At 41.4% G+C, this 12,434-nt stretch carries 15 protein-coding genes; 6 read left to right on the forward strand and 9 right to left on the reverse strand.

Features of this window, described 5'->3' with window-relative positions:
- Position 1: 1 nt before the first annotated feature.
- The 3 genes from AAEO50_RS12320 to AAEO50_RS12330 all read left to right on the forward strand — a co-directional run bounded on the left by AAEO50_RS12320 (position 2) and on the right by AAEO50_RS12330 (position 3,556).
- On the forward strand, positions 2-844 hold the full coding sequence (locus AAEO50_RS12320; RefSeq protein WP_341984016.1) for a sugar ABC transporter permease: 843 nt from the start codon (positions 2-4) through the stop codon (positions 842-844).
- 37 nt (positions 845-881) lie between these two features.
- Positions 882-2,423, forward strand: a complete 1,542-nt coding sequence (locus AAEO50_RS12325) for an alpha-amylase family glycosyl hydrolase (protein ID WP_341984019.1) — start codon at positions 882-884, stop codon at positions 2,421-2,423.
- 101 nt (positions 2,424-2,524) lie between these two features.
- Positions 2,525-3,556: a LacI family DNA-binding transcriptional regulator gene (locus tag AAEO50_RS12330; RefSeq protein WP_341984022.1), complete on the forward strand. Its 1,032-nt coding sequence runs from the start codon at positions 2,525-2,527 to the stop codon at positions 3,554-3,556.
- A 68-nt stretch (positions 3,557-3,624) separates the two neighbouring features.
- Here AAEO50_RS12330 and AAEO50_RS12335 read toward each other — a convergent pair whose 3' ends face one another.
- The 5 genes from AAEO50_RS12335 to AAEO50_RS12355 all read right to left on the reverse strand — a co-directional run bounded on the left by AAEO50_RS12335 (position 3,625) and on the right by AAEO50_RS12355 (position 7,760).
- Positions 3,625-4,494, reverse strand: coding sequence for an SDR family oxidoreductase (locus AAEO50_RS12335; RefSeq protein ID WP_341984024.1), 870 nt, complete (start codon positions 4,492-4,494; stop codon positions 3,625-3,627).
- A gap of 121 nt (positions 4,495-4,615) precedes the next feature.
- Entirely contained in the window at positions 4,616-5,965 is a 1,350-nt protein-coding gene (locus tag AAEO50_RS12340) for a CoA-disulfide reductase (RefSeq protein WP_341984026.1), read from the reverse strand.
- A 104-nt stretch (positions 5,966-6,069) separates the two neighbouring features.
- On the reverse strand, positions 6,070-6,561 hold the full coding sequence (locus AAEO50_RS12345; protein ID WP_341984028.1) for a YajQ family cyclic di-GMP-binding protein: 492 nt from the start codon (positions 6,559-6,561) through the stop codon (positions 6,070-6,072).
- Between the two features lie 149 nt (positions 6,562-6,710).
- Positions 6,711-6,842 (reverse strand): DUF3941 domain-containing protein, encoded by a 132-nt coding sequence (locus AAEO50_RS12350; protein WP_341984031.1) that lies wholly within the window; start codon positions 6,840-6,842, stop codon positions 6,711-6,713.
- Between the two features lie 69 nt (positions 6,843-6,911).
- The gene (locus tag AAEO50_RS12355) at positions 6,912-7,760 is read right to left on the reverse strand and encodes a DegV family protein (RefSeq protein WP_341984034.1); all 849 of its coding nucleotides are present in this window, start codon (positions 7,758-7,760) and stop codon (positions 6,912-6,914) included.
- 614 nt (positions 7,761-8,374) lie between these two features.
- On the opposite strand from AAEO50_RS12355, the gene AAEO50_RS12360 reads away from it, so the two are divergent.
- A complete protein-coding gene (locus tag AAEO50_RS12360; RefSeq protein WP_341984036.1) occupies positions 8,375-9,229 on the forward strand; it encodes a YitT family protein in 855 nt (284 codons plus the stop codon).
- Positions 9,230-9,325: 96 nt separating this feature from the next.
- Here the strand turns inward: AAEO50_RS12360 and AAEO50_RS12365 are convergent, their stop codons facing one another.
- From AAEO50_RS12365 to AAEO50_RS12375, 3 genes are all read right to left on the reverse strand, one after another.
- The gene (locus AAEO50_RS12365; protein WP_341984038.1) at positions 9,326-9,514 is read right to left on the reverse strand and encodes a DUF3813 domain-containing protein; all 189 of its coding nucleotides are present in this window, start codon (positions 9,512-9,514) and stop codon (positions 9,326-9,328) included.
- A 1-nt stretch (position 9,515) separates the two neighbouring features.
- On the reverse strand, positions 9,516-9,668 hold the full coding sequence (locus tag AAEO50_RS12370; RefSeq protein WP_341984040.1) for a hypothetical protein: 153 nt from the start codon (positions 9,666-9,668) through the stop codon (positions 9,516-9,518).
- Between the two features lie 101 nt (positions 9,669-9,769).
- Positions 9,770-10,585, reverse strand: a complete 816-nt coding sequence (locus AAEO50_RS12375) for a Cof-type HAD-IIB family hydrolase (protein ID WP_341984041.1) — start codon at positions 10,583-10,585, stop codon at positions 9,770-9,772.
- A 268-nt stretch (positions 10,586-10,853) separates the two neighbouring features.
- Here AAEO50_RS12375 and AAEO50_RS12380 point away from each other — a divergent pair, with 268 nt between their 5' ends.
- Complete coding sequence (locus AAEO50_RS12380) at positions 10,854-11,627, forward strand: prolyl oligopeptidase family serine peptidase (RefSeq protein WP_341984042.1); 774 nt, start codon at positions 10,854-10,856, stop codon at positions 11,625-11,627.
- Positions 11,628-11,699: 72 nt separating this feature from the next.
- Positions 11,700-12,008 (forward strand): metal-sulfur cluster assembly factor, encoded by a 309-nt coding sequence (locus AAEO50_RS12385; protein WP_341984045.1) that lies wholly within the window; start codon positions 11,700-11,702, stop codon positions 12,006-12,008.
- 298 nt (positions 12,009-12,306) lie between these two features.
- Here AAEO50_RS12385 and AAEO50_RS12390 read toward each other — a convergent pair.
- The coding region (locus AAEO50_RS12390) for an IS3 family transposase (RefSeq protein ID WP_341984051.1) at positions 12,307-12,434 on the reverse strand (128 nt) is incomplete at its 5' end.

Here is a 12,434-nt window from a genome sequence, read left to right on the forward strand (position 1 = left end):
GATGAATATGAAAAGACAGAAACTCATACGTTTAACATTTTCTTATCTCGCCATCGGTATTATGTTTGCTATCATCCTTTACCCGGTAGCCTGGATCATCGGATCTTCCTTTAATCCAGGGCAGAGTCTATCAGGATCATCGATCATTCCTGAAAATGCAACGCTTGCTCACTATAAGGAATTATTTGATCTTGAACGAAGCAACTATCTGATTTGGTATTGGAATTCATTAAAGGTGAGTTTGTCAACAATGGCACTTACGGTTCTCCTGGTAAGCTTGACGGCTTATTCCTTCTCCCGTTATCGTTTTGCGGGACGGAAAAATGGGTTGATGACATTCTTGATCCTGCAGATGATTCCTAACTTCGCGGCATTGATCGCCATTTTCGTCCTGGCGTTGTTAACGGATCTCTTGGATACTCATATCGGGTTGATCCTTGTATACGTCGGTGGTCAGATACCGATGAACACATGGCTGATGAAAGGTTATTTGGATACAATTCCGAAAGAACTTGATGAATCTGCAAAAATGGACGGTGCAGGACATTTGCGAATCTTCTTCCAAATCGTCATGCCTCTCGCTAAGCCGATCATTGCGGTCGTCGCTTTGTTTTCGTTCATTGCACCATTCGCAGACTTTATCCTGGCGAGTATCCTTCTGCGTTCAGAAGAAATGTACACGCTGCCGGTTGCCCTATATGACATGGTTGCAAAGCAATTCGGTGCAGAATTCACAACGTTTGCAGCGGGCTCTGTGTTAATTGCAGTCCCTATCGCATTTTTATTCCTGTTCTTCCAGAAATACTTCGTTTCAGGATTGACGGCAGGGGGTACAAAAGGATAATCTTATAGGCGTTACTAACTATTGAGGAGGAGCGGAGATGAAAAGAAGAGTACTATCTCTCATTTTAGTCCCGTTTCTTCTTTTTTACGCCCTTCCGGTAGGTGCAGTTGAAAAAGAAGAACGAAAGTGGCAGGATGAAACAATTTATTTTCTAATGGTAGATCGCTTTAATAATGGTGATACAAGCAATGATAAAGAAGTGGACACAAAGGACCCGCGGGCTTATCATGGCGGTGATTTTCAGGGGATTATCGACCGTTTGGATTATATCAAGGATATGGGGTTCACTTCCATATGGCTGACTCCGGTCTTTGACAACCAGCCTAAAGGATATCATGGGTATTGGATAACAGACTTCTATAAGACTGATGAACATTTCGGTTCAATGGAAATGTTTAAAAAACTTGTAGATGAAGCACATAAACGAGATATGAAGGTCGTACTGGATTTTGTAGTTAACCATGTCGGACCGGAACATACCTGGGTTAATGATCCTGCAAAAGAAGACTGGTTCCATGAGAAACAGCCAATGAACTTTTCCGACAAAGAAAGTCTTCAGAACGCATGGTTGTATGATCTTCCTGATTTAAACACAGAGGATCCCGAAGTAAGGGAATATCTTTTTGATGCTGCCAAATGGTGGATTAAAGAAACGGATGTCGACGGTTATCGTCTGGACACGGTGCGCCATGTCCCTCAAGATTTCTGGAGCGATTTCAGTAAAGAAGTTAAATCAGTGAAAGATGATTTTTATCTTCTTGGTGAAGTGTTTGATCGTGATCCCCAGAAGATAGCTGAATATAACGATGTTGGAATTGATGGGTTCGTTAATTTTCCTCAAGCTGAAGAATTGCGTACAGTATTTAAGAAACCAGATACATCCATGGACAGATTGTTCAATTTCTGGAAATACAATGAAACGTTTTACGATGACCCTTATTTAATGGGAACATTTATCGACAACCATGATATGGAGCGTTTTACCCGTCTGTTGGTGCAGGAAAATGTTTTCCCGGGGACTCGCTGGAAGCTTGCCTTAACGTATATGTATACGACACCCGGGATTCCGATTGTTTATTATGGATCTGAAATTGCAATTGATGGCGGGGAAGACCCCGATAACCGGCGCCTGATGAATTTCAGGGCCGATGAAGAACTGATTGACTACATTTCAACATTAGGCGAGGTTCGTCAGGACTATCCTGCTTTGACGAGGGGAACGATAGACCCGTTGTATGAAAAAGATGGAATGGGCATCTATAAACGCACATACAAAGATCAGACTGTCGTTGTTGCAATCAACAATTCAAGTGAAACCAAAACTGTTGAACTTAATGCAGAGCATCTTTCAGAAAACAATGAACTTAAAGGATTACTTTCAAGTGACCTGGTGAGAAGTGATGGAAACGGTACGTATAAGGTCGCATTGGATCGAGAAGAATCGGAAATCTATCTTCTTAAGAATAAAAGCGGACTGAACATTCCTTACTTATCTGCACTTGCTGCGGTTTATGTATTATTTTTACTCTTTATTTACCTCGTATGGAAACGGGGAAGAAAAAACCGGAAATCTTCATAAAATAAAGGGCTCCTTATGAGCCCTTTTGTAAGATCATTTATTTTCCTTTTTCAACTTGATTGAAAGCGCTTTTATTATTTGAACAGAAGGGGGGAGGAACAATGGCTGTTACGATTAAAGATGTGGCGAAACTCGCAAATGTCGCACCATCTACCGTGTCACGCGTTATTGCAAATAATCCGAGAATCAGTGAAAAGACGAAACAAAAAGTCAGGGAAGCGATGGATGAATTAGGATATCATCCTAATTTCATCGCGAGAAGCCTGGCAAACCAGTCAACCAGAGTATTAGGGCTTGTATTACCCGGCTCTGCAAGTACTTTCTCACAAAATCCGTTTTTCCCTACAGTGCTCAGAGGTTTGAGTGAGGGTGCCCATGAGAAGCAATACGCACTTCAAATGACCACAGGGCAGTCAGAAGAGGAGATTTACGAAGGTGTTGTCCAAATGGTTCAAGGCGGAAGAGTGGATGGAATCATCCTTCTTTATTCCAAAGTGGAAGATAAAGTAATGAACTATTTGAAAGAACGAAAATTTCCTTTCGTAGTGGTAGGGAAACCGTATAAATTCTGTGAAGAAATAACGCATGTAGATAATGATAATTTCAGGGCTGCCAGAGAAGTGACGGATTATCTCCTTGAACTTGGGCATGAATGTATCGGTTTCATTGGGGGAGATTTGAATCTTGTGGTCACTGTAGAGCGTTTATTGGGATACGAGAAAGCACTTAGAGATGCCGGCCTTGACCTTAAAAACGAATACATCATCCATGAAGAGTTTCTCCGAGAAGGCGGAAGGGAAGCAATCAATGAATTGATGCAGTTAACACTTCCTCCGACCGCTTTGGTAGTAGCTGATGATCTAATGGCTTTAGGTGTACTGAATACATTGGATGAAATGGATATTTCTGTACCGGCTGATATCTCCATCATCAGCTTCAACAACGTATTACTTGCAGAAATGTCCCGTCCCCCATTGACCTCCGTTGATATTAATATTTTCAACCTTGGTAATGAAGCAGCTAAAAGCCTGATTCAAAAAGTGGAAAATCCCCAGGACCCGATCAAACGGATCATTATACCGCATGAGATTGTGAAGCGTGCATCCTGCAGTAAAAGGGAGAAAAATGCATAAAAACGACTTGGACAAAAAATTGTCCAAGTCGTTTTTTATGTCATCAAGAAGAGTAATATTAATAGCGATTATCCATTAACAACCGCACCGCCATTCACATGAATCATCTGACCGGAAACATAAGTTGAGTCTTCGCTTGCCAGATATACGTAAGCAGGGGCTAATTCGAAAGGCTGTCCTGCTCTTCCCATCGGTGTATTGGCACCGAACTGAGATACTTTGTCGGCGCTGAACGTCGATGGAATGAGAGGTGTCCATATAGGACCCGGTGCCACGCCATTGACTCGTATTCCTTTTGAAGCGATATTTTCGGCTAAAGATCTGGTAAAGCTGACGATTGCGCCTTTAGTGGAGGAGTAATCGATCAGATCTTTATTTCCTTTGTAAGCTGTGATGGAAGCAGTATTAATGATTGACGATCCCTTTTTAAGATGAGGGAGAGCTGCTTTTGTCAGATAGAACATTGAAAATACATTTGTCTTGAATGTGCGTTCCAGTTGCTCATCGCTGATATCTTCCAGTCCGGCTTGAGGATGCTGCTCTGCTGCATTATTAACGAGGATATCGAGTTTTCCGAACTGCGAAATCACTTTCTTTATGATGTCTTCACAGAATGTAGAGCTGCCGATATCCCCTGAGAGTAGCATGCATTTAACACCTTCAGCTTCAACCAGCTCCTTTGTTTTGTTGGCATCTTCATGTTCATCAAGGTAAGAAATCGCCACATGGGCCCCTTCACGTGCGAAATACCATGCAACAGAACGGCCGATACCGCTGTCACCCCCAGTAATGAGTGCCACTTTCCCATCCAGCTTACCGCTTCCTTTGTAGTTTTGATCAGTATGGATCGGCTGTGGATTCATTTCATCTATTGTGCCGGGCTGATGATCCTGGTGCTGCGGGGGGAAGGTTTGTTTTCCATTTTGTTGCTGTGACAAACTAAACACTCCTTTTTAAAAGTTAAATGATCAACTATATAGTGAACCTTATTTCTTAGATTATTGTTTACCCGATGAGTGTAATTATTAACATCTTTTCCGGATATTTATGCTTTGTACATTAGGAATTCATCAATTTTTCTGCTTTATAGCCGATCATATTCATTAACCCTTTCGGTGATGAAAAAGGAGGAGCATAGCATGTTTCAATTTCCTGAAGCTGAATGACTGTCAAACCGCCGGTGATCGCTGTAGAGAGTACATCTATTTGCTTGTCGACACCTTCCCCTCCAACGACATTGCCTCCGAAAAGTTTTCCTGTATCAGGACAAAAATGGACCCTGACATATACATCCTTACTGTCTGGATAATATCCTGCATGTGATTTGCCTTCATGCACAGCTGTTTTATACTTGATTTTTCGTTCTGCAAGTTCTTTTTCTCCCAACCCTGTAGAGGCTATGGTCAAATCAAAGACTTTTGCGATTGCACTTCCAAGCATGCCTTTGAAAGCTACAGGGCTGCCAGTAAGGTGTTTTGCAAGAATATAGGATTGACGATGGGCCGGCCATGCAAGGGGTACTTGTTTCGGGCTGCCGTCAATCAAGTCGAAGGATTCGACGGCATCTCCCACAGCGTAAATGGAAGAATCATCGGTCTGCATGAACTCGTTCACAGAGATACCGCCGGATTCCCCTACAGTCAAACCAGAATCAAGGGCTAGTTTAGTATTTGGTTTAATACCTACTGCTAAAAGAATAAAGTCTGTTTCAATGGTTTCTCCGTTATCCAGCTGGATCTTCGTTTCGGGAATAATCTTGTGAAGTCCATTTTTCAAATACAATTTTACACCTTTATCCGTTAAGTGTTGTTGAACCTTTAAAGCTGTTTCTTCGTCAATGACACTAAGAACATGATTCGAGCGTTCAACGATACTTGTCTGTATTCCAAGGTGTGTAAGGTTCTCTGCCATTTCCACACCGATAAAACCACCGCCGATGATAGCACCTGCAGAAGGTTTTTCCGTTTCTAAATAGTTTTTTAATCGGTCCATATCTTCAACAGTTCTAAGGGTGAATGAAGGAATTTGGTCTAATCCATGGATATCAGGTATGAATGGTGAAGCACCTGTCGCTATAATCAAGGCATCATAGGTTTCTTCATATTCTTCATTGTTTGTAAGGTCTTTGATTTGCAGGGATTTTTTTTTCCGGTCAATCTTTATGGCTTCATGCTGCATTCTTACATCAAAATTCTTTTTAGTTTGCAGTTTTTCGGGTGTATAGGCAAATAAATCTTCACGGTCCTGAATCACTTCTCCGAGATAATAAGGCATTCCGCATGCACCATAAGAGAGGTAAGAAGTTCTTTCAAGTAAAATGATTTCGGCTTTGTCATCTAATTTTCTAATTTGAGATGCCGTTGTGGCGCCACCGCCGACGGCTCCGATCACGATTATTTTTTTGCTCATTTTTCTCCTCCATCAATGTATCTTTAATTGATATTTTTAGGGTGTATGGTATAAAAAAAGTCCAGTGAGTATATTGTACCCACTAGACTATGTAAGATAACAAATTATCGGAAGTTTACAAATTGAACATCGATTGATAAGTCCGCTTCCCTTACAGCTGAAATGATTTGTTGAAGGTCATCCTTGCTCTTTCCTGTAACACGGACTTGGTCATCCTGTACCTGGCTTTTTACCTTCACACCTGAGTTTTTAATGATTGCATTTATTTTCTTCGCGTTTTCTTTATCGATTCCCTGCACAAGTTTGGCACGCTGCCGCACAGTACCTCCTGAAGCTCCTTCAAGCTTGCTGTAATCTAGGTTTTTGACCGGTACGCTGCGTTTGATCAGTTTACTTAATAATACATCTTTTAGTTGATTCATCTTGAATTCGTCATCGGAGATTAATACGATTTCTTCTCCATCGAGTTTGATATCACTCTTGCTTCCCTTGAAATCATAACGAGTTTGAATTTCTTTAAGTGCGATTTGAATGGCATTGCTTACTTCGGACATTTCCACCTTTGATACAATATCAAATGAACTTTCTTTCGCCATGCGAGGTTCCCTCCTATTACTATATTCTTCTATTATTATAGACAAGTGTCGATGACTTGCACAACTGTAAGGACAGATGAAACGTAATGAAAAAACCACCTGAAGCATCAGGTGGTTGAATGACATTCGATTCTGTTGTGAAGAGTGTGTTAGATATGATCCGTCTTTTTGGAGTATTGGTTTTTTCCGGCTTGACGGTTCAGATCTTTCATTTTGTTTTTTTCTTCATGCAGTGCTTGATTGTCTTTTGCTTTTTTATCGTTATCAGAAGTGTGCGGCATTGTGTGAACTCCCTTCCATAGATACAGATTCACATTTAGTATGACTATTTGAAGGGCGGATTATGAGTGTTACCGAAGAAAAAATACTGCTAATGTTCCTGTTCCTGTATGAGAACCGATTGCACATCCAATAATATTGATGTAAACCTCTTGCGGAGAGAACTTCTCTTCGATCATCTTTTTCATTTCTAAAGCAAGCTCTTCATCGTCCCCGTGACTAATGGCAATCGTCTGCTCTGACAGATTTGAACCGCGTTCTTCCATCAGCTCAAGGATCCTCTTCAGAAGCTTCTTTTTTCCGCGCAGCTTCTCAATCGGTACAAGTTTACCGTCCTCGACATGCAGAAGGGGTTTGATATTGAGCAGACCGCCTAAGAATGCAGAGGCTTTCGAAACACGTCCGCCTTTGGCAAGATAGTCGAGATCTTCCACAGTGAATAGGTGTTCCATATGCTCTGCGTGATAGGTGATGGTGTCGATGATCTCTTGGTAGGACCCGCCTTCCTGGAGGGTCTTAAGTGCACGTTGAACCACAAGACCGTAGCCGAGAGAGGCACATTTTGAATCAATGATGGTGAGGTCAAGTCCCGGATGTTCTTCTTTTACCTGATCACGGATCATGACCGCTGTTTGATAAGTACCTGAAAGTTGAGATGAAAAAGCGACATAAATGCCTTTATCATCATTTTCTGCAAGCTCGGTGAATTGTTTCAGGAAGCTTTCCGGCGATACTTGAGATGTTTTCGGCATGTGTCCTGCACGGATTTTGTCAAAGACAGTCTTCGGCTCGATACTGATAAGATCTTCGTAGTCTTGTCCTTCGATATGTACTTTAAGAGGGAAAAATTCTATGTTGTCCTGATTGAAAAATTCTTTTGGCAGATCGCTTGCACTATCAGCAAATAATTTTACTGTCATTATCCTCATCCTTTTATCTTTACTTATAGCTTAAGTCTAGCTATTTTTCAGTGAAATGACAATCTATTCCTTTGTTGTTTAATATAAATCTGTAGTTTACAGATTGCATAATTACTGTAGAACATTAAAAGGCTTTGAATCACCGCTGTTGATTTCCGTGCAAGACTTCGCTTTCCGCGGGTGACCCGTGAGCCTCTTCGTCGCTTAAGCTCCTGCGGGTCAGAAAAGCGGAGGGGGTTTGCTCAGAGGCGGGTGGCATAAGGCGAATCCGCCACGAAGGCGCTCTTTGCCTTCTTGGACGAGTTGACTTATGACTTGTGCCTCTAAGCCCCGCAGCTAGACAGGTCTCACCTTGGCCACTTCTCCCGCAGGAGTCTTCGTCTTGCACTCCAATCAACCGCTGGATTGTGGCTGATATCAACCATGATATTTTGTAAACCCAATATTATTTAAAATCAATTATAAGAACTTGCTCTATAAGTAGTACAAATTTGTTACTTATAGATTATTTTTATGAAAAAATAATTCAATGGGATGAACTGATGCAGGAGTTTAGTTATGATATTTTGTGGAACATATTTATAGTAGTAAATAACAACAGGGGAGGTCTGTGCATGAACAGGGATAATGTTCATTTAGAAGCAAAAAAGTTTGTGGTCGTGCTGATCGGTGCGATTTTGGGTGCGATTGCCATGAACTTTTTCTTAATACCGGCAAATGTCTACGCAAGTGGATTTACCGGAATGGCACAATTATTATCGAGTATTATCAAGGAATTTACACAGTTTAATCTATCAACAGGTATTTTATTATTCATTTTAAATATACCTGTAACCATTATCGGATGGTTTAAGGTTGGTAAGTCCTTTACTGTTTACAGCTTTATATCCGTGTTCCTCACTTCTTTTTTCTTAGAGGTCATTCCCATTATCCATCTTTCACCGGATATTTTATTGAATGCAGTCTTCGGAGGTGTCATTGCAGCTGTTGGAGTAGGACTTACATTGAAGTGGGGTGCTTCAACGGGTGGGATGGATATCATCGCGATGATTCTATCTCGTATGAAAGATAAGCCTGTAGGTTCGTATTTCTTTGTTATGAATGCGTTCATCATCATATCAGCAGGATTTTTATATGGCTGGGAAAAAGCATTGTATACCCTCGTTGCGCTATATGCATCCACCCGAGTGATCGATGCCATCCATACTCGTCATGAAAAGTTAACTGCAATGATCATTACGAAGAAGTCACACGAACTTCGCGAAGCCATCCACTCTAAGCTGTTGAGAGGAATTACGACGCTTCCTGCAAAGGGGGCTTTTTCCGGAGAGGCGAAAGAAATGATGATCATCGTTATTTCACGTTACGAGCTTTATGAATTGGAGCATACAATCAAAGAAGTGGATCCGAATGCCTTTACCAATATCGTTCAAACGACAGGAATCTTCGGGTTCTTTAGAAGGGATTAGAAGGCTTAAGGAATGAAGATTTTCCTCCGGTAGAATGAAGTTCGACCATAGAAAAGGTTGACCTTGTGATTGAAGGTCAACCTTTTTTGCTCATTATTAAAGAGTATTCAACTCATCTTGAAGGGTGCGTAATTGACGTTGTTCGTCTACATTGCTATTAGCGTATGCAGAAGATAAGGCATTTTTTGCTTTACTAACAGATGCCTCAGTATTTCCACCTTCAGCAGCTGCCTGTTTCGCAGAGTTGACGGCTTGACGTGCCTGCCGGAATAATGGGTTGCTCATGCTATATTCCTCCCAAAGAGGAGTCTTCCACTTTAGAGGACAACTTGTTTGCCTCTGCTTCAGCATACGTTAAGTGGTAAGGAATACGTTCATCATGTTTTTCTACAGCAATTTTACCTTGTTGTACAAATCGTCTGGATTTATTTCTGCCCACTGCAACCACCCCTTTTACAAGCTAGAACACAAAATTGTGTTCTCTTGTAGTATGGCTAATTACAGAGTTGTTTACAGTAAAAAAAATTCCCACTCCTGCCATTAAAGATTAAATCGTTTTTGCAGGTATCTTCCTATCCCGTCTTCTTCATTCGTCAATATAATCTCGTTGGCGATTTCCTTTAGATCATCAATCGCATTTCCCATCGCAATGCCGCTACCGGCATACTGCAGCATTTCAAAATCATTGTCTTCGTCCCCGAAAGCAATGATGCGCTCCTGAGGGATGCCCAGGGAAGAAGCGACTTTTTCGATCCCTACAGCTTTATTCAGACCTGATTTGACAATTTCAATTACATGCCATGGTGCAGCCCATCTTCGGTGATCGATTACCTCTGCATGAACTTTATCAAGGTGTGCCCGGATATCCTTCACATCTTCATCTTCCGCATGAATCAGCATGGAGGTAGGATTCTCAGAGAGGACTTCACGGATATCCCCGGTTGAAATGGACGGGTTGCCCATCATGAAAACATCGATCAGTTTTTCATCATGATAGTGAAGGTAAACATCATCCTTTACTTCAGCGATGATGTTTCTAAACGGAAAGTCATGACAAGCTTCAATTATTTGCTTCGTTATGTGCAAATCCATGGGGGTATGATACGTTCCCCAGGTTTCGTCAGTGGGATGGTGGACAAAGGCTCCATTAAAGTTGACGATAGGAGTAGCTAAATTTAATTGTTTATAATAAATTTCACTGGCCCGATAAGGACGGCCGGTAGCAATCATTACTTCATGGCCTTGTCTCCTTGCTTGTGTCAAAGTATGAAGAGTCTTTGGCGAAATCTTTTTTTCGTCTGTCAGCAGGGTGCCGTCCAAGTCTAATACAATCAAGTGTTTTTCTTGTGGATTCATATCGATGATTCTCCAATTCTTTATAGTGTAGTGAAACGGTTTATATGTGTTAATATGTATGATACAGAAAACAATCACTTTAAGAATAGTGTATAAGGAGACAGTGAAAACTGTCCACATCATGACAATGAATTTAATGCTTTTTTTACAAAAGCAGGTTCTAGTGTTTAAATAACAACGTTTGCTAAAAGAGTTTAAATATTATACATACTGTAAAATCTAGGATATCATATTCCTGGTATCAGCGTACAGAAGGGAGCAAGTTACCATGATCGTAGTAGAGAAATCAAACATAGCCGAAATTCCATATCTCCACCTTGTAAAAGAAGAGGAAAGAAGCAATCCATTGCCATTGTGCTTTTTTATACATGGGTTTACTAGTGCGAAGGAGCATAACCTTCATTATGCTTATTATTTAGCTGAAAAAGGCTTCCGCGTTGTACTGCCTGATTGTCTTGAGCATGGTGAAAGAGCAACAGGTAAAACGGAAGAGGAGTTAGGCGGAGTCTTTTGGAAGATTGTATTGAACAGTATTCATGAACTTTCTCTATTGAAAGGGCATTTCGAGAAAAAAGGTTTAGTGATGGAGAATGGGATAGGAGTGGCCGGTACTTCAATGGGGGGCATCGTCACCTTGGGAGCTTTGACGCAGTATGATTGGATTTCTTCTGCCGTATCCCTGATGGGCAATCCATCTTATGTGAAGTTTGCGCAAGCACAGCTGGCACATCTGAAAACTACCGGTTATCAGCTCCCTTTCAGTGATGAAGAAGTGCAGGTGATCCTGAATGAATTGTCTCACTATGATTTAAGCCTGCAGCCGGAGAAGTTGAATGGACGCCCTCTTATGTTCTGGCATGGTAAAAAAGACAAGGTCGTGCCGTTTCATCTGACAGAAGAGTTCTACAAGAGTATTTTACCTGCATATGAAGGAAATGAAGAAAACATTTTATTTATCGCTGATGATAAAGCCGACCATAAAGTTTCGAGAGAAGGCGTCATGAAGCTTGTGGAATGGTTCGAGAAGCATCTTTCGGCTTAACCTTTTGTCTTCATTGGCTTTCTTTGATAAGATAAATATAAGTTTTAGAGTAAAGCAAAGGAGAGTGTAACGATGGATCAGGATCTTAAAGATAATTTGATGGGAGCACTTGAACAGGTAGTGGACCCTGAATTAGGAATAGACATCGTCAATCTAGGATTGGTGTATGATGTAGATATGGACGAGGATGGAAAAGCGACTGTGACCATGACACTGACATCCATGGGATGCCCGCTGGCAGGTACAATCGTCGAACAAGTCAAAGCGGCATTAAGTGACATTCCTGAAGTAAAAGAAACAGAAGTGGATATCGTTTGGAATCCGCCATGGACCAAAGATAAAATGTCACGCTACGCAAAAATCGCACTAGGCATCACATGATCTAAAAACACCCCTCAGCTGGGGTGTTTTTTATAATTAAAAGGAGATTATTGATTTATACCGGTTCCAGCAGTTGATTGGAGTGCAAGACGAAGACTCCTGCGGCAGAAGTGGCCAATGAGAAAAGCGGAAGGGCTTTGCTCAGAGGCGGTTGGCATAAGATAAATTGGCCACAAAGGCGCTCTTTGCCTTCTTGGTCGGTTTGGCTTATGTCATGTGCCTCTAAGCCCTGTAGCTAGACAAGTGAGACCCCGCAGGGAGGTATGCACTGGACCCATAAAGTTGGACACTATTTTTGTTAAGCAGCTAATTCAGTGTTAAGACGATAAGTTACTGGACTTTTCCGTTTCAACCTTGATTTAATTCTCAAATGGTTGTAGTAATGCATGTATTGAGCAAGTTCGTCTTTAAAGTGCTCGATACTAT

The sequence above is a fragment of the Rossellomorea oryzaecorticis genome (assembly GCF_038405515.1).
In the GTDB taxonomy this organism is placed as follows: domain Bacteria; phylum Bacillota; class Bacilli; order Bacillales; family Bacillaceae_B; genus Rossellomorea; species Rossellomorea oryzaecorticis_A.